24 protein-coding genes are annotated in these 20,955 nt (G+C 69.4%); 14 read left to right on the top strand and 10 right to left on the bottom strand.

From position 1 onward, the window contains the following. The first annotated feature begins 146 nt into the window (after positions 1–146). Positions 147–1,430 (top strand): SPFH domain-containing protein, encoded by a 1,284-nt coding sequence (locus AC1DW3_RS04700; protein ID WP_477929054.1) that lies wholly within the window; start codon positions 147–149, stop codon positions 1,428–1,430. A 6-nt stretch (positions 1,431–1,436) separates the two neighbouring features. Then, positions 1,437–2,927, top strand: coding sequence for a hypothetical protein (locus tag AC1DW3_RS04695; RefSeq protein WP_477929052.1), 1,491 nt, complete (start codon positions 1,437–1,439; stop codon positions 2,925–2,927). Positions 2,928–3,158: 231 nt separating this feature from the next. Here the strand turns inward: AC1DW3_RS04695 and AC1DW3_RS04690 are convergent, their stop codons facing one another. After that, the gene (locus AC1DW3_RS04690) at positions 3,159–4,868 is read right to left on the bottom strand and encodes an ATP-binding protein (RefSeq protein WP_477929050.1); all 1,710 of its coding nucleotides are present in this window, start codon (positions 4,866–4,868) and stop codon (positions 3,159–3,161) included. A gap of 142 nt (positions 4,869–5,010) precedes the next feature. On the opposite strand from AC1DW3_RS04690, the gene AC1DW3_RS04685 reads away from it, so the two are divergent. From AC1DW3_RS04685 to AC1DW3_RS04650, 8 genes are all read left to right on the top strand, one after another. Beyond that, entirely contained in the window at positions 5,011–5,358 is a 348-nt protein-coding gene (locus tag AC1DW3_RS04685) for a YciI family protein (RefSeq protein WP_477929048.1), read from the top strand. Positions 5,359–5,622: 264 nt separating this feature from the next. Then, positions 5,623–6,027: a YciI family protein gene (locus tag AC1DW3_RS04680; RefSeq protein WP_477929046.1), complete on the top strand. Its 405-nt coding sequence runs from the start codon at positions 5,623–5,625 to the stop codon at positions 6,025–6,027. A gap of 10 nt (positions 6,028–6,037) precedes the next feature. Beyond that, entirely contained in the window at positions 6,038–6,577 is a 540-nt protein-coding gene (locus AC1DW3_RS04675) for an SRPBCC family protein (RefSeq protein ID WP_477929045.1), read from the top strand. Beyond that, the gene (locus AC1DW3_RS04670; RefSeq protein WP_477929043.1) at positions 6,574–7,017 is read left to right on the top strand and encodes an SRPBCC domain-containing protein; all 444 of its coding nucleotides are present in this window, start codon (positions 6,574–6,576) and stop codon (positions 7,015–7,017) included. Before AC1DW3_RS04675 ends, AC1DW3_RS04670 begins: the two co-directional genes overlap by 4 nt. A gap of 168 nt (positions 7,018–7,185) precedes the next feature. Continuing rightward, positions 7,186–7,575 (top strand): VOC family protein, encoded by a 390-nt coding sequence (locus tag AC1DW3_RS04665; protein ID WP_477929041.1) that lies wholly within the window; start codon positions 7,186–7,188, stop codon positions 7,573–7,575. An 8-nt stretch (positions 7,576–7,583) separates the two neighbouring features. Beyond that, positions 7,584–7,988: a VOC family protein gene (locus AC1DW3_RS04660; RefSeq protein ID WP_477929039.1), complete on the top strand. Its 405-nt coding sequence runs from the start codon at positions 7,584–7,586 to the stop codon at positions 7,986–7,988. Positions 7,989–7,998: 10 nt separating this feature from the next. Further along, positions 7,999–8,490, top strand: coding sequence for a VOC family protein (locus AC1DW3_RS04655; protein ID WP_477929038.1), 492 nt, complete (start codon positions 7,999–8,001; stop codon positions 8,488–8,490). Positions 8,491–8,493: 3 nt separating this feature from the next. Further along, positions 8,494–9,753 carry an RNA polymerase sigma factor gene (locus AC1DW3_RS04650; protein WP_477929036.1) on the top strand — a complete coding sequence of 420 codons (1,260 nt, stop codon included), beginning with the start codon at positions 8,494–8,496 and terminating at the stop codon, positions 9,751–9,753. Between the two features lie 127 nt (positions 9,754–9,880). Here the strand turns inward: AC1DW3_RS04650 and AC1DW3_RS04645 are convergent, their stop codons facing one another. Beyond that, positions 9,881–10,084: a PEP-CTERM sorting domain-containing protein gene (locus tag AC1DW3_RS04645; RefSeq protein WP_477929034.1), complete on the bottom strand. Its 204-nt coding sequence runs from the start codon at positions 10,082–10,084 to the stop codon at positions 9,881–9,883. Positions 10,085–10,265: 181 nt separating this feature from the next. Here AC1DW3_RS04645 and AC1DW3_RS04640 point away from each other — a divergent pair, with 181 nt between their 5' ends. Further along, the gene (locus tag AC1DW3_RS04640; RefSeq protein WP_477929032.1) at positions 10,266–10,979 is read left to right on the top strand and encodes a hypothetical protein; all 714 of its coding nucleotides are present in this window, start codon (positions 10,266–10,268) and stop codon (positions 10,977–10,979) included. A gap of 7 nt (positions 10,980–10,986) precedes the next feature. On the opposite strand, the gene AC1DW3_RS04635 is transcribed toward AC1DW3_RS04640, so the two are convergent. From AC1DW3_RS04635 to AC1DW3_RS04625, 3 genes are all read right to left on the bottom strand, one after another. Then, positions 10,987–13,509, bottom strand: a complete 2,523-nt coding sequence (locus tag AC1DW3_RS04635; protein ID WP_477929030.1) for a putative bifunctional diguanylate cyclase/phosphodiesterase — start codon at positions 13,507–13,509, stop codon at positions 10,987–10,989. A gap of 94 nt (positions 13,510–13,603) precedes the next feature. Then, positions 13,604–14,161: a DUF2242 domain-containing protein gene (locus tag AC1DW3_RS04630; RefSeq protein WP_477929028.1), complete on the bottom strand. Its 558-nt coding sequence runs from the start codon at positions 14,159–14,161 to the stop codon at positions 13,604–13,606. Between the two features lie 80 nt (positions 14,162–14,241). Next, positions 14,242–15,108, bottom strand: a complete 867-nt coding sequence (locus AC1DW3_RS04625) for a LysR family transcriptional regulator (protein WP_477929026.1) — start codon at positions 15,106–15,108, stop codon at positions 14,242–14,244. 79 nt (positions 15,109–15,187) lie between these two features. On the opposite strand from AC1DW3_RS04625, the gene AC1DW3_RS04620 reads away from it, so the two are divergent. Genes AC1DW3_RS04620 through AC1DW3_RS04610 form a run of 3 tightly spaced genes read left to right on the top strand, consistent with a single transcriptional unit; the run spans position 15,188 to position 17,352 of the window. Further along, complete coding sequence (locus tag AC1DW3_RS04620; RefSeq protein ID WP_477929024.1) at positions 15,188–16,222, top strand: NADP-dependent oxidoreductase; 1,035 nt, start codon at positions 15,188–15,190, stop codon at positions 16,220–16,222. Continuing rightward, positions 16,219–16,881, top strand: a complete 663-nt coding sequence (locus AC1DW3_RS04615) for a hypothetical protein (RefSeq protein ID WP_477929022.1) — start codon at positions 16,219–16,221, stop codon at positions 16,879–16,881. Before AC1DW3_RS04620 ends, AC1DW3_RS04615 begins: the two co-directional genes overlap by 4 nt. 27 nt (positions 16,882–16,908) lie before the next feature. Then, positions 16,909–17,352 carry an OsmC family protein gene (locus AC1DW3_RS04610; protein WP_477929020.1) on the top strand — a complete coding sequence of 148 codons (444 nt, stop codon included), beginning with the start codon at positions 16,909–16,911 and terminating at the stop codon, positions 17,350–17,352. On the opposite strand, the gene AC1DW3_RS04605 is transcribed toward AC1DW3_RS04610, so the two are convergent. From AC1DW3_RS04605 to AC1DW3_RS04585, 5 genes are read right to left on the bottom strand one after another with little or no spacing between them, the layout of a single operon-like run. Beyond that, entirely contained in the window at positions 17,353–18,129 is a 777-nt protein-coding gene (locus tag AC1DW3_RS04605; RefSeq protein WP_477929018.1) for an ABC transporter ATP-binding protein, read from the bottom strand. It abuts the gene before it with no gap. Next, positions 18,119–18,880 carry an ABC transporter permease gene (locus tag AC1DW3_RS04600; RefSeq protein WP_477929017.1) on the bottom strand — a complete coding sequence of 254 codons (762 nt, stop codon included), beginning with the start codon at positions 18,878–18,880 and terminating at the stop codon, positions 18,119–18,121. Before AC1DW3_RS04600 ends, AC1DW3_RS04605 begins: the two co-directional genes overlap by 11 nt. Next, positions 18,877–19,311, bottom strand: a complete 435-nt coding sequence (locus AC1DW3_RS04595) for a cupredoxin domain-containing protein (RefSeq protein ID WP_477929015.1) — start codon at positions 19,309–19,311, stop codon at positions 18,877–18,879. Before AC1DW3_RS04595 ends, AC1DW3_RS04600 begins: the two co-directional genes overlap by 4 nt. Further along, the gene (locus tag AC1DW3_RS04590) at positions 19,308–19,883 is read right to left on the bottom strand and encodes an SCO family protein (RefSeq protein WP_477929013.1); all 576 of its coding nucleotides are present in this window, start codon (positions 19,881–19,883) and stop codon (positions 19,308–19,310) included. The genes AC1DW3_RS04595 and AC1DW3_RS04590 overlap by 4 nt, the downstream gene beginning before the upstream one ends. Next, positions 19,880–20,929: an ABC transporter substrate-binding protein gene (locus AC1DW3_RS04585; protein WP_477929012.1), complete on the bottom strand. Its 1,050-nt coding sequence runs from the start codon at positions 20,927–20,929 to the stop codon at positions 19,880–19,882. The genes AC1DW3_RS04590 and AC1DW3_RS04585 overlap by 4 nt, the downstream gene beginning before the upstream one ends. Positions 20,930–20,955: the final 26 nt, after the last annotated feature.

Here is a 20,955-nt window from a genome sequence, read left to right as displayed (position 1 = left end):
GCAGTGTCGCTGCGGAAGATTCCTTCCGCCCTCCCGGAAGACAGCCACCCCGCGCCGCTCTCGTCCCTTCCCGCATGACGGGGAACCATGGCCGCCATGCATCGCAACAACCACTCGGCGATGCAGGAGCCAAGGAAACCACCATCATGCTGCAACGCCTCAAGACCCTCGTCGCTTCCCTCCGCAACGCATTCGGCCGCGGCGCCAGCCACGGCTTCGAGGCCCATTCCAACGCCGATTTCGACGCTGCGCCCACCGCTGCGTTTCCCCTGCGCCGCGCCCTGCCGCCGCTGTTGATCCTGGCGGCCGTGACGGGCGTGGGCTATGCCGTCGTCATGCACCCGCCCCTGCAGGCCGTTCCCCACGGCCAGGCGGCACTGCGCACCAACCAGTTCAGCGGCGGCACCCAGGAGTTCCGTGAAGGCAGCCTGCTGCGCGTTCCCGGCCTGCACGAGGTGCGCCTGTTCCCGCTGCGCGACCAGACCTACCACCCCGAGGCCATCGCCAAGGCGGGCGGCCCGGCGCCGCTGCAATCGGTCGAAGGCCTGTCCCTGGGCCTGGACATGAATGTGCGCTGGGCCGTGGACGACAAGCGCCTGGCCGAGTTGTCGCGCAAGCTGCCGGACAACATCGAGGCTGACGTCATCGCGCCGGCCGTGCAGGCCGTCGTCTACAAGCAGATCGCCAAGCACACGGTGCGCGAGATCTTCTCCAGCCAGCGCGCCGAGATCGCCAGCGCGCTGGAGGCCGAGCTGCGCGCCAAGCTGGCGAGTGACGGCATCCTGCTGAAGAGCGTGCAGATCGGCTCGGTGGACCTGCCGCCCGACTACCGCCGCGGCATGGACAACCTGCTCGCCGACAGCCTGGCCAGCGAACGCATGCGCTACACGCTGGAGATCGCCGACAAGAAGGTCAAGGAGACCGAGCTSRMCGCCGCCGCCGACAAGGTGCGCCGCGAGACGGCCGCCGAGGCCGCCGGCCGCGAGCAGATCATTGCGGCCAAGGCCCAGGAGGAGGCCATGAAGCATGTGCTGCCCTTCAAGCAGAAGCAGATCGAGCAGCGCGCCCTCGAAGCCCAGGCCGACAGCGCTGCGCGCGTCCAGCAGGCCGAAGGCTCGGCCAAGGCGCGCCGCATCGAGATCGACGCCGAGGCCGCCGCGCGCCAGAAGCTGGCCGATGCCGAGGCCTACCGCCTGAACCAGGTGGGCAAGGCCAATGCCAGCCAGATGGCGGCCGAGGGCGCCCTGCTGACCAGGCACCCGCTGCTGGTGCAGAAGGCCATGGCCGACAAGCTCTCGGACAAGGTGCAGGTCATCATCGCGCCGCCCGGCTCGGGAGGGTTCATCGGCAATGCGCTGCTCGGCGGCACTTCGCCCCAGCCCAAGGCCGCCGCCGCTGAAGGCCATGGCGAAGCCACGGAGAAGGAGTAAGCCATCATGCGTCGCTTTGCTTTGATCGTCGTCGCCTCCGCGGCGGCCGCCATCGTCATGACCAAGGCGGAGGCCGCGCCTGTGCCCGAGCTGCCCGCCTTCCCGCGCGCCGGTCTCGTCGTGCAGGACGCGCCGCTGCGCGGTGCCCCGCGCGACACCGCCTCGCTGCAGGCCCAGATGGGCCGCGGCGAAGCGCTGGAGATCCGCGCCGAGCGCGGCGACCACTGGCAGGTGTGGGACTACCGCCGCGAGCGCGGTGGCTGGCTGCGCAAGGGCCAGGTCCTGGTGATGCCGCGTGGTGAAGGTGCCAGCGGCGAGCTGCTGTCGCAGCTGCGCCTGGCCCGCCAGCAGTGGGGCACCGAAGGCCTGGGCCTGGGCCTGGCCGCGGCCTATGTGCAAGTCGCCACGCCGGCCGAGCTGGCCGGCCCCGGCGGTGCCGAGGCGATGGAAGCCATGGGCACGTTTGCCGAGCGCATTGCCGACCGCGCCTCCACGCCGGCCGCCAAGCCGCTGGAGGGCCAGCTGGCCGCACAGATGGACGTGGCGGCACGCTATGGCCTGAAGTTCGAGTCCTTCGATGCCGAGGAGGGCCGCGTGCAGGTCTGCTATGACGGCGAGGCCTTCCGCCGCATGCTCGTCACGGCCGCCACGCCCGAGCAGCGCGTGCGCGCCGCGCTGGCCATCACGCGGCCCGACTGCCTGAACCCGCGCGCCACGCCGCGCGAGGCCGAGGCGCGCGACCAGTGGCGCCAGCAGGTGCTGGCCCAGGTGGATGCCGCCACGCTGCCGGTGCACTGGAAGAACCGCCTGCTGATGCGCCGTGCCTCGGTCGCCGCGAGTCTGGCCTTTGCCCAGACCCGCCGTGGCGCGGGCGGTGAAGCGGTGCCGGCCCTGGCCGAATTCGCCGGTGTCACGCCGACCGAGCTGACCGAGGACGATCAGGCCGCCTACGCCGATGCGGCCATGCGCGTGAATGCCGCGCGCTGGTTGGGCACGGCCGCCACGGCGCGTGATTTCGGTGCCCTGCAGCTGACCCTGCAGCCGGGTGCCGATGGCGAACGCTGTCTCGAGCTGAAGGAAGGCGGCAAGCTGGTCGCGCGCCGCTGCAGCTATGGCCAGATCGCGCTGGCCTCGGCCTCGCTGAACCGCGAGGGCCGCGCCCTGGCCTTGGCCGCCCAGCCGCTGGATGGCTGGCGCGAGCTGTGGGTCTTCTTGAAGGAGCCGGGCAAGAACGGCGGCTGGCGCATCGAGGTCATGCCGCCGGCGCCGGCCCAGCCGGGCCTGGGCGTGGCCGAGTTCGCCGGCTGGGTGCCGGGCGGCACGCAGATGCTGCTGGCCCGCGAGTTCCGCGCCGAAGGCAAGTACCGCCGCAGCTTCGAGGTCGTGTCGCTCAGCACCCTGGCCACTGAGCGCCAGTCTGCTGAGCCCGCGCTGATGGGCGCCTTCCAGCGCTGGAGCGACCCTGCCTGGCGCGGCAGCTCGCCGATCCGCCGTTGAAATGGAGCCCCTCGCCCAGGCCAGCGCCGCTGAACGCGCGCGTTCCTGGTCGGTCTTGCAGACCGCGCAGCCGACCAAGCGGCTGCTCTTCGGCAGGCACGACAAGTCCACAGGCCTTGTCGTGTCCGGCCTCAGCCCCCGGGGGGACGGCGATGCTCGCGGCATGGAGCCGCGAGCACATCGCCTGCGGGCCGGCTTGGGGCGGCCCGGCGCCGGTCCGCGTGTGGGAAGTCAGGCGGCCAGCGCCAGCGCAGCGTCGCGCTGCAGCGGCAATTCCAGCCGGGCGACCGTGCCCTGGCCCGGCTGGCTCTCCAGCTCCAGGCTGCCGCCCAGCATGCCGCGGACCAGGCTGTGCGCGACGAACAGGCCCAGGCCGCTGCCGCCCTGGCCGAAGGTCGTCGTGAAGAAGGGTTCGAAGGCCCGCGCCAGATCGGCCGGTGCCATGCCGGCGCCGTTGTCGCGCACCTCCAGCGTCAGCCGGTTGTCGCCACTGCGGTGCGCCGTGACGCGGATCTGGCCGCCGCTGTGGTCGCGGAAGGCGTGCCGGCAGGCGTTCTCCAGCAGTTGTTCCAGCACCTGCTGCAGCACTTCGGCGTAGCCCTCGAGCATGAAGCCGTCGGGCAGCTCGCAGGCCAGCTGCGCGCGTTCGCCGGCGAGTCGGGTCAGCACGCGGCCCCAGGCCTGCTGCACGGCGCCGCGCAAGTCGAAGCGCGAGCGTTGCGCGCGGCCGCTGCCTTCGGTGAGCTCCTTGAAGCGGTTGACGAGGCGCAGCGCGCGGTCGACGTTCTGCTCGACGAGCTCGGTGCCGGTGCGCGTCTGCGCGACCCAGTCGGCCAGCTCCTGGCGCTTCAGCGGCGCGCCGCCGGCCATGCGCTCGGCAAAGCCCGTGCTGCCGGCGTGCAGCGCGCTGGCGCTGAGCAGGGCGTTGCCCAGCGGCGTGTTCATCTCGTGGGCGATGCCGGCCAGCAGCTGGCCCAGGGCGGCGAGCTTGCGGCTGTTGACGAGCTCGTCCTGCGTCGCCAGCAGCTCGGCGGTGCGGGCCTGCACCTGTTCTTCCAGCCACTGGGCGGCGCGGCGTCTCTCCTCGTCGCGGCGGGCCTGGTCGATGGCGATGCCGGCCAGATGGCTGGCGGTGTTCAGCGCACTGATCTCCTCGGGGCTGGGCCGGCGGACCTCGCGGTAGTACATCGCGAAGCTGCCGATGACGCCGCCCTTGGCCGCATGGATGGGCGCCGACCAGCAGGCCTTGAAGCCATAGGGCAGGGCCAGGGCCTTGTAGGCCGACCACAGCGGGTGGGTGGCGATGTCATCCACGATGACGAGGCGGTCGTCATGCATGGCCGTGCCGCAGGAACCGGCCGTCGGGCCGATCTCGGCGCCCTCCAGCGCCTGCATGTAGTCGGCCGGCATGCGCGGGCCGGCGCCGACGCGCACATGGCGGCCGTCCAGGTCCAGCAGCAGCACCGTGCAGTAGAGGCCGTCGAACTGCGATTCGATGAGGGCGGTCAGGCGGTTCAGCACGGGCTGCAGCGTGTGGCCGGTGGCCACCATCTCCAGCAGCTCGTTCTTGGACTGGTTCAGCACCTCGGCGAACTGCATGCGGCTGACGTCCACCATGCAGACGGCGACCTGGGGCTCGCCATCGCGCTCGGTCAGCGTCAGGTGCAGCTCGTGGGGGCGGCTCTCGCCGGCGCGGGTCTGAAAGCTCCAGGGCAGGCTCAGCGAGCCGGCGCATTGCAGCTGGGCGAACACCTCGCCCAAGGTGTCCGCCGACGGCCGACCATCGGGCTGGCGCAGCGGGCAGAGCAGGCCCAGCGGCATGCCGCGCAGGGCCTGCGGGTCGTAGCCCAGCACCTTGGCCCGCCCCGCCGCCGCGCCGACGATGGGCAGGTCGGGCGTGGCCTTCACGAGCAATATCGCGACATGGGTCATGTCGTCCATCTCGGCCTCCGCTGAGTTGCGAGCTTATGAAGATCGCTAAGTCCCCAACTGTGCCGCAATCGGGCGCACAACCCAACTGTCAGAAATGAGGGCCGACAGGCGCCAGAATGCCGGCCATTGCCACCGACCCACGGACACGACCATGCCCCAGATGTTGCTCATCGTCGAACCCATAGGCCAACGCGCCGAACGTGGCCGCGTCGCCGGCGAGGCCGTCTACCAGCGCATGCTGGACTTCACCGCCGAGCTCAAGGAGACCGGCCTGCTGCTGGGCACCAATTCGCTGGGCTCGGCGGCCCGGCGCTATGCCAAACGCGAGGGCGGCGCCCAGGTCTGGGACGGGCCGTTCGCCGAGGCCAAGGAGATGGTGGGCGGCTATTTCCTGCTCGACACCGAGGATCCCGCCGTCGCCATGGCCTGGGCCGAGCGCTGCCCGGCAGCCGAATGGGCGACGGTAGAGATCCGCGGCGTGGGCCCCTGCTACATGTAAGCCCCTCGTCCGGTCTCGCGCCGCTGAACGCGGGCGTGCCCAGTCGGTCCCCCGAGGGGACGGCGATGCTTGCGGCGTTGAGCCGCAAGCACATCGACCGGCGGGCCGGCTCGGGAGCGGCCCAGCGCACGGCCCGGACACCCCCCCACGTTTCGCGATTTAAGTAGTTACCCGAGGGCCGTCGAAACCGGGCCGCATGGATCGTCGTGGGAATGAAGGCAGCGAAATCGAACGGTCTGCCTCGCCAAACCCAGGAGACCTGCCATGCGATTCATGATCCAAGTCCGCGCCACCGCCGTCAGCGAGCGTGGCGACCCGCCCGGCCCCGAGTACGCCAAGCTCTTCGAGGAGATGGGCGCCTTCCACGAGGAAATGGCCCGCGCCGGCGTGCTGCTGGACGGCGCCGGCCTGCGCCCCAGCCGTGACGGCTGGCGCCAGCGCTATGAGGCCGATGGCCGCATGGCGCGCATCGACGGCCCCTTCGCCGAGACCAAGGAATTGATCGCCGGCTACACGCTGATCCAGGTGCGTTCCGTCGAGGAGGCCCAGGCCTGGGCGAGCCGCTTCCCCATGCCCTTCGTCGGCATGGCCTGCGAGGTCGAGGTGCGTCGCCTCTACGAGGACGCCGACTTCGCCCCGGGCGGCGACATGGCCATCCGCAGCGAATGAGAAGAGCGACATGAGCAACCTGTCCATCATCCTCATCTGCCTCGGCGTGGCCGTCGCCCTGCTGCTGGCCTATGCCTCGACCCGCCCCGACGAATTCCGTGTCGAGCGCCGCCTGCGCATCGCGGCGTCGGCTGACAAGGTCTGGCCCCTCATCAGCGAGCTGCGTTCCTTCAACCGCTGGAATCCCTATGAGCGCAAGGACCCGCTGATCAAGAGCGCCTACAGCGGCGCCGCGAGCGGCATCGGCTCCCGCTACGACTGGGACAGCAAGGAGGTCGGCAGCGGCAGCCTGGAGATCACCAGCCAGCAGCCCGGCCGCGTCGTGCAGATGAAGCTGGATTTCGTGAAGCCCTTCGAGGCCCACAACCAGGCCGAGTTCGCGCTGCAACCCACCGCCGACGGCGCCACCGAGGTGCGCTGGACGATGAACGGCCCGGCCAACTTCATCAGCAAGTTGATGGGCGTCTTCATCAACATGGACAGGATGGTGGGTCGCGACTTCGAGGATGGCCTGCAGAACCTGCGCCAGATCGCGGAGGCCACGCCATGAAGGACTTGCAGTTCGGCATCGACATCGCAGCGCCGGCCGCACGGGTCTGGGACTGCATGTTCGACCCCCTCGCCTATCGCGACTGGACCAGCGCCTTCGCCGAGGGTTCCTACTTCGAAGGCCACTGGGAGGCCGGCCGCCGGCTGCGCTTCCTGGATCCGCGCGGCTTCGGCATGGAGGCCATCGTCGACGTAGCGCGGCCGCATGAAGAGCTGTCGCTGCGCCTGGTCGGTGAGATCAAGGACGGCCGTCCCGTCGCCGACAGCGCCTTGCATGGCGAACCGGCCCGGGAGCGCTATGTCTTCAGCGCCACATCGGCCGGCGGTACGCGGCTGGCCATCCATCTGCAGAGCTGGGACGACGGCTTCACCGATTTCCTGCAGACCACCTGGCCCCAGGCCCTGCAACGCCTCAAGGCCCTGTCCGAATCCATCCACTGAAATGAAGCCCCTCGCCCAGCCTCGCCCCGCTGAACGCGGGCATGCCTGGTCGGTCCCCCGAGGGGACGACGATGCCCGCGGCTTCGAGCCGCGAGCACATCGCCAGCGCGGGCCGGCTAGGGAGCGGCCCGGCGCTCGGCCCGCAAGCAGCAACTGAAAGGAGTCAATATGCAAATCAAGATCACCAGCGTCATGGTCGATGACCAGGACAAGGCCCTGGCCTTCTACACGGACAAGCTGGGCTTCACCAAGATGGCCGACATCCCGATGGGCCCGACCTACCGCTGGCTGACGGTGGTGTCGCCCGATGGCATTGCCGGTGTCGAGCTGGCTTTGGAGCCCATGGGCTTTGCGCCGGCCAAGGTCTACCAGAAGGCCTTGTACGAGGCCAACATCCCCGCCACCGCCTTCGTGACCACCGACGTCGAGGCCGAGGCCAAGAAGCTGCGCGACCGCGGCGTCGTCGTGCGCGGCGAGCCGGTCAATATGGGCCCCATCAAGGCCGTCATGTTCGAGGACAGCTGCGGCAACCTCATCCACCTCGTCCAACCTTTGTGAGCATCGCCATGCACAAGCAGATCTACGTCAACATGCCGGTCAAGGACCTGGCCAAGAGCAAGGCCTTCTTCGAGGCCGTCGGCTACCGCTTCAATCCGCAGTTCACCAACGACAAGGGCGCGGGCATGGAGCTGGGCGAAAACCTCTACGCCATGCTGCTGGCGGAGGACTTCGCGCGGACCTTCACCCCCAAGGCCTTCCCGGATGCCAAGACGGCGACCACCGGCTGGGTCTGCCTCAGCTGCGAAAGCCGCGAGGAAGTCGATGCCCTCGTTGCCAAGGCCAAGGCCGCCGGCGGCAACATTCCGAGCGAGGCACAGGACCACGGCTTCATGTACGGCCATGGCTTCGAGGACCTGGACGGTCACCACTGGGAACTCGTCCACATGACCGGCATGCCGCCGCAACAGTAAGGAGATCACCATGCAGATTCAACACAAGATCCAACCCTTCATCTGGTTCGAGAAGGGCGCCGAAGACGCGGTGGCGCATTACTCGAAGGTATTCGGCGCCGACCAGGTCCGTGTCATCGACACCCAGCGCTGGGGCGAGAACGCGCCGGGCGCGGCCGGCACGGTCATGATCGTCAACTTCGAGCTGTTCGGTGTGCGGATGACGGTCTTCAACGGCGGCTCCTATTTCAAGCTCAACGAGTCCTTCTCGCTGACCGTCGTCTGCGAAGACCAGGCCGAGATCGACAAGCTCTGGGAGCAACTGCCCGCCAACGGCGGCGCGCCCTCGCAATGCGGCTGGGTCAAGGACGCCTGGGGCCTGTCCTGGCAGATCATCCCGGCGGCCTGGTTCGACATGGTCCGCGACCCCGATCCGGCCCGCGTGCAGCGCGTCTTCCAGGCCGTCTGGAAGATGCAGAAGATCGACCTCGCCGCGCTGAAGCGCGCTTACGACGGCACTTGAGCCGTGAGCCATGCTGAACTTGCCGCCGGCGTCTGGCGCATCGAGCGCAGCCGCCTCGTCGGCGCCGCGGCCAAGCTGCTGCGCGACCTCGACGAAGCCGAGGACTGCGCCCAGGACGCCCTCATCGCCGCCATGGAGACCTGGCCGCGCGACGGCCAGCCCACCAACCCCGCCGCCTGGCTGATGACCGCCACCCGCAACAAGGCCCTGGACCGGCTGCGCCGCCGCGCCATGCTGGAGCGCGAGCACGAACACCTCGCGGCCGATGACGAAGCCGCCGGCACCCATGTCGTGCCCGATTTCGTCGACCACCTGGACGCCGCGCGCGACCAGGCCGAGATCGGCGACGAGCTGCTGCGCCTGATCTTCATCGCCTGCCACCCGGTGCTGCCCCGCGAGGCCCAGGTGGCGTTGACGCTGCGCCTGCTCGGCGGCCTGGAGACGGCCGAGATCGCGCGCGCCTTCCTGCAGCCCGAGGCCACGGTGGCCCAGCGCATCGTGCGTGCCAAGAAGGCCCTCAATGGCCAGGCCTACGAGTTGCCCGGTCCCGAGGAGCGCGAGCAGCGCCTGGGCGCCGTGCTGGCCGTCGTCTACCTGATCTTCAACGAGGGCCACAGCGCCGGCAGCGGTGCCAGCCTGCTGCGGCCCGCCCTTTGCGACGAAGCCCTGCGGCTGGTGCGCCAGCTGCAGCATCTGCTGCCCGGCGATGCCGAGGTGCACGGCCTGGCCGCGCTGCTGGAGATCCAGGCCTCGCGCCTGCCCGCGCGGCTGGACGCGCAGGGCCGGCCCGTGCTGCTGCCCGACCAGGACCGCCGCCGCTGGGACCAGCTGCTGATCCGCCGCGGCCTGACCGCCCTCGAGCGCGCGCTGAGCCTGGGCGAGCCCGGCCCCTATTCACTGCAGGCAGCGATCGCGGCCTGCCATGCGCGCGCGGCGCGGGCCGAGGACACCGACTGGCACGCCATCGTCGGCGGCTACGACCGCCTGCTCGCGCTCAACCCCTCGCCCGTCGTGGCGCTGAACCGTGCGGTGGCCATCAGCTTCGCCGACGGGCCCGCGCTTGCATGGCCGCTGCTGCAGGCGCTGGCGGCCGAGCCGCAGCTGCAGCGCTACCCCTTCCTGGCTGGCGCGCAGGCCGACGTGCTGGAGCGCCTGGGCCGCGCCGGCGAGGCACGTGAGGCCTATCTGCGCGCGGCTGAATTGACGGACAACGACATGCAGCGCGAGTTGCTGACCGCAAGGGCCAGGCGACTCGCGAATTGAAGGGTGCGCCACCGTCTGCGCGCGGACGCTTCGCCCACGGCAAAGCGCGCCGAGCCGCGCAGCTCGCCGTCACCTCCGGTTGAATCCACGGGGCGGGCCGGTCTCGTGGCGAGACCGGCGGGTGGCTTTATTTGCGCTTGATGAACTTCACCGCGACCAGCACGCCGAGGGCGAGTGCCACCAGCGGCCAACTGGCGGGCTCCGGCACCGGGCAGGGGGCGGCGCCTGACGCGCCGCAGCCGGGTGGCGCGACCTGAGCTTCGGCCAGCAGGGGCGCCAGGGTGAGGCAAGCGACGGCCAGGCGGGCCGCGAGGGGAGCCAGTGTTCTCATGGGTCACTCCTTGTCCGGAATCCCTCCGGTGCCCAGAGCTTGGGCGCCGCGACCCTGGGTTGCAATCCAGGGTTGTCCTGCAAACCGGTGGCAAACCCCTGGATCGGGGGAGGTGTCGGTACCGAGGTACGAAGGCGGTTTCTTTGCGCCGCGGCGACCGGCCTTGCGTGATGATGGCTCCATGTTGCGCCGCTGCCTTGCCCGATGGGCTGCCTGCCTGCTGCCATGGGCCGGCCTGGCCGGCGCGGCGCCCATCGCGGAGCCGGTGCGCCTGATCGTCAGCCCCGCGGCGTCGGCACGCGGCAACGAGATTGCCGATGCCGCCATCGCGCTGGTCATGCGCCATGCCGGCCTGAGCTACACGTTGGCGCGCGAGCCGGTCGGCCGGGCGCTGGCCAGCTTCACGGCCGGCCTCTACGACGCCGACATGCTGCGCATGCCGCTGTTCGGCCAGGTCGTGCCCGGCGCGATCCGTGTCGACCCGCATCTGCTCAGCACCACCATCATGGCCTTCAGCCGCTCGCCGGCGCTGGCCCCCACCTCCTGGGCGGAGCTGGGCAGCTTGAGCGTGGCCCATGTGCGCGGCATCAAGGCCGTCGAGCTGACGCTGGCCGGCCGCAGCGGTGTCGAGGTCACGAGCAGCGCCGAGGCCTGCCTGGGCATGGTGGCGGTGCAGCGCGTCGACCTCTGTCTGCTGAACGTCGAGCGCGACTACGGCCCGCCGACCAAGGTCAACGGCGTGGCCCTGCACCGCAGCGTGCTGGCGCGCGTCAATCTGCATGTCTGGGTTGCGCCGGGCCAGCAGGCACTGGCGCAGCGGCTGTCGGTCGCGATGAAGGCGGCCGTGTCCAGTGGCGAACTGGCCCGCATCGCGGGCGGCAACCGTCAGCCCTGACGCGGGTTCAGGACTCGCCGCCGCTGAAGCGCGTATCCGGCAGCTGCAGCAGGTTGCGCAGCTGCAGCCGTGTCGATGGCCAGACTGTCAGCGGCGGGTTGACGGAGTCGAGGTGGGCCTCGCGGGCGGCACCCAGGCCCTGGCGGTGGGCCAGTTCGACGAAGGCCTGCGTGGCATCGCGCGGCAGCGCCTGGGCGTAGAGGAAGCCTTGACCCAGGTCGCAGCCCAGCTCGGCCAGCACCTGCTGCTGTTCGGCCGTCTCGATGCCTTCGGCCACCGTGTGCAGGCCCAGGGCGTGGGCGAGTTCGTGGATGGCCGAGACGATGGCACGCGCCGTCGGGCCGGCGCGCGGGTGGTCGAGGTCGGCGATGAAGGCGCGGTCGATCTTGAGCAGGTCCAGCGGCAGGCGGCGCAGATAGGCCAGCGACGAGAAGCCGGTGCCGAAGTCGTCCAGCGCGATGCGCACACCCAGCGCGCGCAGCCGGGTCAGCAGGTCGATGGCGTGCTGGGCGTCCTTCAGCAGCGCCGATTCGGTCAGCTCGATCTCCAGGCGGTCGGCGGGCAGGCCGCTGCGCTCCAGCGCCTCCAGCACATGCAGCTCGATGGGGCTGCGCTCGAACTGCAGCGCCGACACATTGACGGCCACGCGCAACTCGCCCGGCCAGCGCGCGGCGTCGCGGCAGGACCTCAGCAGGGCCCAGGCGCCGATGGCAATGATGAGTCCGCTGTCTTCGGCCAGCGGGATGAAGACGGCCGGCGGCACGAGGCCGCGGGTGGGGTGGCGCCAGCGCATCAGCGCCTCGAAGCCGAGCAGCTTGCCGGTGGCGAGCTCGATCTGCGGCTGGTAGTGCATCTCCAATTGACCCTCGTCCAGCGCCAGGCGCAGGTCGGCCAGCAGCGCGAGGCGGTCCTGGGCTTCCTGCTGCAGGGCCGGTTCGTAGAGCACGAGGCGGTCGCGCCCGGCGGCCTTGGCGGCGAACAGGGCCAGGTCGGCCGCGCGCAGCAGCGGGTCGGCCGCCTGGGCGTGGCGCGGTGCGCAGGCCGCGCCGATGCTGACACGCACATCGATCTCGTGGCCGGCGATGGCCACCGGCACGCGCAGCGCCGAGCGCAACTGCTTGCCCAGGCGCTGCGTCGCTTCGGGGCTGAGCTCGCCGCGCAGCAGCACCGCGAATTCGTCGGCACCCAGGCGTGCGACGAGGTCGCCGTTGCCGCGCCGGGCGGCGAGGCTGTCGCGCAGCCGCTCGCCCACGGCGGCGAGCAGGTGGTCGCCAGCGGCATGGCCGAGGCTGTCGTTGACCTGCTTGAAGCAGTCCAGGTCGAGCAGCAGCACCGTGCAGGGCGAGACCGGTCCGCCGCCACCAAGATACAGGGCCAGGCGGCGGTGGAACTGGTGGCGGTTGGCCAGGCCGGTGACGGTGTCCTGGTCGGTCAGGCGCAGCAGTTCGCGTTCGCGCGCGCGCACCTCGCTGACGTCGCTGCCCACGCCGCGCCAGCCGCCGTCGCCTTCCAGTCGCCGCCCGCTCAGCGCCCACCAGACGTCTTCGCCGCCGACCTGCAGATGCAGGGCGTGATCGCTCAGCGGCTCGGCCCCCAGCAGGGCGTCGCCCAGGCGATCCAGGCGCTGCTGGGCCTCGGCGTTGTTGGCGGGCAGGTGGCGGGCCAGCAGCGCCAGCAGCGGCTCGCCGATGAGATCTTGTGCCGATCGGCCCAGGCGCTCGGCCATGCGCTGCGATACGTGGCGCAGCCGGCCGTCGTGGCCCAGCTCCCACAGCCAGTCGCTGGCATGGTGTTCGAAGTCGCGCAGCAGCAGCGACACGGTCAGCCGGTCGCGTGCGGCCTCGTGCTGGGCGTGCCGGCCCAGCAGGAAGAGGCGGGCGTTCAGCAGGGTCGCCATGCACAGCACGATGGCGTAGAGCGGCAGCAGCGGCAGCAGGCCGTTCATCCAGGGCAGGGGCAGCAGCGCGATGCCGACGCTCAGCGTGCCACAGGCGCCCAGCACCCAGGCGATGGCCACGACGGGCAGCAGCGCGAACATCCAGGCGGCGGCTGCGATGGCGCCCGCAGCCGTGGCGACCAGGGGGGCGTGCAGGTTCGGCTGCACCTGCTGGGCGACCTGCAGCATCAGCACCACGTCCAGCACGCCGCCGATGAACAGGTCCAGGGCCAGCAGCAGCCCGGCCCGGATGCCGCGCGGCGGTGCGTCGGGCGCGCGTTGGTGGCGCTCATGCCACCACAGCACGAAATTGAAGCCGTTGAGGGCCACCAGTCCGATCAGCGCGGGCCCGAGATGGGCCAGCTCGGCACGTTCGTCCAGCGACACCAGCAGCAGGCCGATGGCGATGGCCGTGGCCACGACCGAAGCGGGCAACTGGTCGACGACGGCCCGCCATTGATCACCGCGCAGCCGCGCCGCTTCCGCGGCGTCGCCCGGCACCTTCCAGGCGGCGTCGATCAGCCGCCTGAAGTCCGCCAGCGGTCGCCAGCCGGGCGCAGCAGGCAGGACGAAAGGGGGCAGGGGCTCGGCCATGGCGAACCCATCCTAGGCGGGGGCAAGCTCGCGCGGTTGTGACGCAATGCCTAAGAAATGACTTATTCCAATGTGATTTTTGACGTCGGCGCCGTCAGCGCGAAGCCGTGTTCTCGCGCAGCATGCGCTGCATCAGCGTGAAGAAGCGGTCGTAGAACTCGCCGGCGGGAATCGTCTCGGATGCGACCTTGACGAGGGCGTCGTCGCTGGACGAGAGCGGCACCGAGATGGATCCCAACGCGCTGACGCCCAGGCTGGCGGCCTGGTTGCTCTTCTTCAGCGCGTAGCGGTCCTGCTGTGCACTGACATAGGCGGTGGCGATCTGCTGCTTGGGGCCGTCACCGACGCAGACGACGTTGAAGGCGATCTCGACATGCACCTCGCCCGCGGGCTGGAAATGCTTGGCGCCCTGCACGACGCCGCTGGCCGCCTTGCTGATGACATAGCCCTGGCTGAGCAGGGCGCGCCGGGCCGCCTCGCAGGTGTCCTCGACATTGGCATCGAACAGCCGCGAGAAGGTCTCCTCGGCGGCAAAGCTCTCGCCCTGGTAGACCGACTTCTCGGGTTTGGTCGACCGCGAAGGCAGACCGCTGCAGCCGGCCAGCAGCAGGGCCAGCAGTGCGGGCAGGGCAAGGGAGAGGAGGCGAGGCATGGGGGGATTATTCCGTTGTCGGCGGCAGCGAGGGGTGATGGCCGGCAACGCGGCGCCCACGGCCCGCGATGACAGGGGTTTCAGAGCGCCGCCATCAGGCCCGCCAGCCCGCCGCTGGCCGTCGCCGGGCGCCACACCAGATGGACCTGCTCCACGCATTCGTAGGGGCAGTCGGGCACCGTCAGGCGCACCAGGTCGGGTGCTTCAGCGAGGGCGAAATCGGGCAGATAGGCCAGGGCCTGGCGGCTGCGTACCAGGCTGATCAGCAGTTGCAGGTCGTCCAGCCAGAAGCGGATGCGCCGCGGCAGGCGGTCGTCGCGCCAGCCGTCGGCGCGGCTGCCGCGCTCCAGGCCGCAGAACATCGAGCGTTGTGGGCAGGCGAAGTCGTGTTGCAGCACCTCGGCCATCGGCACTTCACTGCGGCCGGCCAGCGGGTGGCCGGTGCCGGCGGCGAGCTGCATGCGGATCTCGCCAAGCCGCAGGGCCTGCAGGCCGGCGGGCAGCGCGGCCTCCAGTGCGACACCGGTGACCAGGGCCAGGTCGCCCTCGCCGCGGGCCAATGCCGCCAGGGCGGCGTCCTCGAACAAGGTCACGAAGGCAAGCCCGAAGCCCGGCAGCCGCGCTGCAATAGCGGCACCGAATCCCCACTGCAGCACAGCCGGCGCCAGCAAACGGCAATGTGAGCGCAGGCTCACACCACGAAATTCGGCCTCCGTCTGATCGGCCAGAGTGGTCAGGGCCAGCGCGCGCTCACACAGGCGCTCGCCGGCGGCGTTCAGGCGTATGGCCTTGCCGATGCGGTCGAAGACGGGCGTGGCCAGCGAGGTTTCCAGCCGCTTGACGGCCTTGGACAGGGCCGACGGCGTCTGGTGCAACTCATCGGCCGCCGCGCGCAGATTGGCGTGGCGGGCGATGACGAGGAAGCTGCGCAGATCGGCGATGTCCATGGTTTCGTGTCTTGCTGGGCATCGATTGTCGACTTTGTTTTGCTTCACGAGAAACGTCCAGGGGAGAAGAATCGCCGCCATGGACGCCTTCATCGACAACCGCCAGTGGCTCTACCGCCGCCATCCCGAGGGCCTGGTCGGCCCCGAGCATTACGAACTGGTCACCACGCCGCTGGCCACCGCGCTGTCGGCCGGCGAGGTGCTGGTGGAAGCGCGCTGGTGGTCGGTGGATCCGTATATGCGCATCAACCAGTCGCTCAAGCCGACCTACAACGAACTGCCGCATGCGCTGGACACGGTGCAGACGGCCGGCGTCGTCGCCCGCGTACTGGCGTCTTCAGTGCCGACGCTGGTGGAAGGCGATCGGGTCGAAGGCATGCTGGGCTGGCAGACGCATGCGCGCGTCCACCACTCGGTGCTGCGCAAGCTCGACCCGGCACTGGCGCCGCCGTCCACGGCCATCGGCGTGCTGGGTATGCCGGGCCGCACGGCCTGGTTCGGGCTGATGGAATCGGGAGTTCCGAAGGCGGGCGAGGTCGTCGTCGTCTCCGGCGCGGCGGGGGCGGTGGGTTCGCTGGTCGCGCAATTCGCACTGAAGAATGGCTGCCGCGTGCTCGGCATTGCCGGCGGCGCGGCCAAGTGTGAGTGGCTGCGTGACCAGCTGGGCCTGACCTGGGCGGTGGACTACAAGGCGCATGCCGATACCGAGTCGCTCGCGAACGAGATCAAGGCGCTGACGGGCGGCGTGGACGTCTATTTCGACAATGTCGGCGGCTGGATCACCGACGCCGTCATTCCGCTGATCAACCGCCGCGCCCGCATCGTCATCTGCGGCGCCATCAGCCAGTACTCGGGCGGCCTGGACGCGCCCGAACTGGGGCCGCGATTCCTGCACCACATGCTCTACCAGCGCGCCACCATCCAGGGCATGCTGGCCCGCGACTACCTCCACCGCATGGACGAGATGCTGCGCATCGTCGGGCCCATGGTGCAGCGAGGCGAGATCGTCTTCGCGGAGACCGTCGTCAAGGGCTTCGAGAAGCTGCCCGCGACGCTGCAGAGCCTGTTCACCAGCGACCACCGCGGCAAGCTCATCGTGGAGGCCGCCGAATGAAGCGCCGCGCACTGTTGACCCTGGCGGCCTTGCCCCTGCTGGCTCGCGCCGAAGAGACCGCTGAATCCGCTTTCGGCGGCCACGGCATGGCCGTCTTCGGCGGCCGCGAGGGCCTGTATGCCTCGCACCTGCCGATGTTCCACACGCCGCACGACAGCCAGGTGCTGCTGCGCTTCCACCTGGCCGATGGGGCCGCCGACAAGGCGTTGCGCGAGACCTTGGCGCGCAAGCCCCGGCTGTGGACCTTCGACCCCGAAGCCTTCGACCTGCTGCGCTTCACGCCGGGCCACACCAAGCCGCTGCGCGAGTTCAAGGCGCGCTTCTTCGAGGGCCACTTCGAACGTGGCGGCAAGCCGCAGGCCGTTGAGCAGCGCGTCGTTGTCGATGAGGTGCTGCTGTTCCGCCGCCTCAGCGCCGCCGAGCGCGAGGCCCCGAACGGGCGCTACCGATTGATCGGCAAGGGCAGCGAGTGGTTCGCGGTCAAGACCATCGATCGCCGGCCGGACTTCGACCATATCGTGCGCCTGCAAGCGCCGGAGGTGAAGGGCGAGGTCGACGTGACGCTTCAGGGCATCGCTAGGCCTAACGCGGCCGTGCGGCGGGCCTTCAAGGCCAAGGGTTTGATCGAGATCTATTTCGAGACCGACGACCTGCGCTGAGAATCGCCTCCACCCCAGGAGGCTTCAATGGACAACCCCAGCGTCACCCTGACCCAGCGTCAGGGCTATCAGTTCGAACACCGTTACTCGCCGGACATCCCGGTGCTGCTGTCTGACGAGCCCGTGCCCTTCGGTACCGGTCTCGGTCCCGACCCCGTCGAGCTGCTGGCCTCGGCGGTGGGCAACTGCCTCAGCGCTTCGCTGTGGTTCGCCTGCCAGAAGTACAAGGACGACCCCTCGCCGCTGCGCACCGAGGTCAAGGCGAGCGTGGGCCGCAACGAGCGTGGGCGCAACCGCGTACAGGGGCTCGAGGTGGACCTGCACCTGGGCAAGCCGGCGGGTGAGCTCGGCCACATCCAGCGCGTGCTCGACACCTTCGAGGACTACTGCACCGTCACGCAGAGCGTGGCGCCGGCGATTCCCGTGACGCTGCGGGTGCTGGACAGCACCGGTGCCGTCCTCAAGGGCTGATCAGGCTGGCATCTCCAAGCCGAGCTCTTTCAGGATGGCCTCGCGCAACTGATCCATTTCGGGGCTGATGAGGCGCCGCGGGTGCGGCATGTCCAGCTCGAAACGGGCCTGGATGCGCGTGGGTCGCGGCGACAGCACGAGGATGCGGTCGGCCATGTAGAGGGCCTCGTCGACGTCGTGGGTGATGAGCAGCACCGTATGCTTTTCTTCGGCCAGGATGCGCAGCAGCTCGTTGCGCATGCGCAGATTCATCAGCGCGTCCAGGGCCGAGAAGGGCTCGTCCAGATACAGGATCTCGGGCTTGACGATGAAGGCGCGTGCCAGCTCCACGCGCTTGAGCATGCCGCCCGACAGCTCGTGCGGGTAGGCGCCCTCGAAGCCCTTGAGCCCGACCATGGCGGCGTAGTGATCGGCCAGCTTGACGCGCTCGGCATCGACGCCATGCTCCTGGCCGGTCAGGCCGAACATCAGGTTCTGCTGCACGGTCAGCCAGGGGAAGACCGAGCCGTACTGCGAGATGACGATGCCCTGCGGGCTGGGGCCTGGATGGGGCTTGCCGTCGATGTGCAACGAACCGCCACCGGGCTTCTCGAAGCCGGCGAGGATGTTCATCAGCGTTGACTTGCCGCAGCCCGAGGGGCCGACGATGGCGACGAATTCGCCTTCGGCGACTTCGAAGTCCACGCCCTCGATGACGGGCAGCTGCCCACCCTTGGCGGCCTTGAAGCTCTTGGTCAGGCCCTTGACGGCAATCTTTGGAGTCTTGTTATCTGACATAGCGCCACCGCACCGTTTTGAGTTTCTCGAGCAGGCGCGTGACGCCGTCCAGCATGAGGCCGATGACGCCAATGATGATCATGGCGGCGATGACGAGGTCATAGCGGTTGCCGGCGTTGCGCGAGTCCATGATGAGATAGCCCAGGCCCGAGCGCAGCGCGATCATCTCGGCCGCCACGACCACCAGCCAGGCCACGCCGATGCCGATGCGCATGCCGATGATGATTTCCGGCAGCACGGCCGGGATGACGACGCGACGGAACAGCACGCCGCGCGTGACGCCAAAGTTGGCCGCCGCGCGCAAGTAACGGCGGTCTATCGTGTGCACGCCCGAGGTCGTCTGCACGATCAGCGGGAAGACCGAGGAGATGAAGATCAGGAAGATGGGCGAGGTGTCACCGACGCCGAACCACAGGATGGCCAGCGGGATCCAGGCGATCGGCGAGATCGGCCGCAGCATCTGGAAGATGGGGTTGAAGGTGCGGTAGGCGCCGGCCACCCAGCCCATCCACAGGCCCAGCGGAATACCCACCAGCATGGCCAGGCCGAAGCCGATGCCCACGCGCATCAGCGACGCGGTGATGTGCTCCCACAGCGTGCCGTCCTGGGCCAGCTCCAGCGTGCCGGTGACGACTTGCCAGGGCGTCGGGAAGATGGGGCTCTCGTTGTGGACGACGATCCACCACCAGAAGCCGATGACGACGGCGATGACGGCCAATGGCGGCCATATCTTGGCCAGGCGTGAGTTCAAGTGACGGTCTCCGTGGAGGTCTTGTTGTTCTTCCAGTGCCGCCAGCGCCATTGCAGCCGCGGCCAGCCGGCCGCGGGCGTGGGCGCGACGACGACGGCCATCTGGCCGCTGGCATGGGCACTGCAGGCAAAGCTGTAGGTCGAGGCGACCTCGAAGGGCAGGCGAAAGCTCTGCCCCGGCATGATGAGGACGGGGCCGAACTGCTGGGGCACCTCGTCGTGGTTGCGCAGCAGCAGCTGGTCGTTCAGGCCCAGCGTCAGGTGGATGGTGTCGGGCAGGATCTCGACCTTGTCGCCGGCCATGCGCCGGGCATAGGTGCCCTTGGGGATCTCGAACAACTCGTCGCGCGTGGCGAGTTCAAGCGGAGCGAATGCAGCCCAGGCCAGCGGCGCCAGCGCCACCACCGGCAGCGGCCACAGCCAGCGCTTCACTTCGAAGCCAGCAGCAGCTGGAGGTCATGCACGAAGTCCTTGGCCTCGTGGCCATAGGGCATCATGGCCCGCAGCTTGCCCGTGCGGTCGATCAGCCAGACCGACGTGGAGTGGTTCATGCCGTAGGCATTGGGCTGTTTGGCGGCGATCTTCTCCGCGACGACGCCATAGCGCTTGCGCATGGCGGCCAGCTTGTCCGGCGTCTCGGTGCCGCCGACAAAGCTCTTGTCGAAGGCTTCGAGGTATTGGCGGATGCGATTCACGTCGTCGCGCTCGGGGTCCACCGTCACATAGACGACCTGCACATCGGCGGCGTCCGAGCCCAGCTGCTTGCGTGCCTGTGCCAGAGTGGCCAGCGTCGTCGGGCAGACCTCGGGGCAGTTCGTGAAGCCGAACACCAGCAGCACCAGCTTGCCCTTGAAGCGGGCGAGATTCAGCGCGCCGCCGTCGCTGCCCTTGAGCGCGAACTCAGGCGCGGCCTGGGCGGGCTCGAAAACACCGGCCTTCAGCCTCTCGGTTGCGGCCAGGGCGGGCAGTGGCAGCGAGGCCAGCAACAGGGCGCGACGCTTCATATCGCGATGGGCGCCGCCTTGGTCGCCTTGACGAAGCTGTCGTCGACGTATTTCTCGTAGGCGATCGGCTGCTTGATGGTGCCGGCCTCGATGGACAGCTGCATCAGCTCGTCGAATTCGGCACGGATCATGCGCAGGTCGCCGTAGGTGACGCGGTCCGTCGGGTTCTCCATCACGAAGCGCAGGATGTTGGGATCCTGGTTGAAGAACTTGCGGCCGGCGGCGATCTGGATGGCCTTCTCGCGGTTGGCGGCGCCCAGGTCCAGCCAGTTGCCGGCGCCCTGCACATGGTCGACGAGGTTCTGCACCAGCGGCCGGTTGTCCTTGATGAGTTCCTCGCGCACCGTCAGCACGCAGCAGATGTAGTTGCGCCATTCGTCGCGCGTCATGCGCAGCGGCTTGGCATAGCCGGCACGCTGGGCGGCGGCGCCAAAGGGCTCACCGGTGCAGTAGGCGTCCACGGCCTTGGCGAACAGGGCCGCCGGCATGTCGGGCGGCGGCATCTCGACGATCTGGATGTCCTTGGGCGTCATGCCTTCCTGGGCCAGCATCTTGCGCAGGAACAGAAAGTCCACCGCAAAGCGGCTGGGGATGGCGATGCGCTTGCCCGTCAGGTCCTTGAACTTCTTGTAGGGCGAATCGGTGCGCACCATGATGACGGCGCCCGAACGGTGGCCCAGGGACACGACCTTGACCGGGATCTTCTTGTCGGCCAGGTCCATGACCAGGGGCGCCAGCATGTAGGCGGCCTGGATGCCGCCCGTCATCAGCGATTCCTTGATCTCGGGCCAGCCGTTGTATTTGCTGTATTCGAACTGGAAGGCCGAGCTGCCGGCCGTCTTGTTGGACGCCATGCGTGCCGAGCAGGCGATGGGCAACGTCAGATTGCAGGTGACCGGCAGGCCGCCGACGATCAGCGGGCCCGGCGCCGCCGCTGCGGGCAGGCCCAGGGCCGGCAATGCCGTGGCCAGCGCGCCGCGCAGCAGTTGGCGGCGACCAAGGCAGTCAGGGCCGGCGGGTGGGGAATCGGGCAGGTCGGGTGTCATGACGAAGGCTTCAGCACTGTGCCCGC

It is taken from the genome of Roseateles sp. P2_H4 (assembly GCF_056403315.1).
This window is presented reverse-complemented; position numbering and strand designations above follow the sequence as displayed.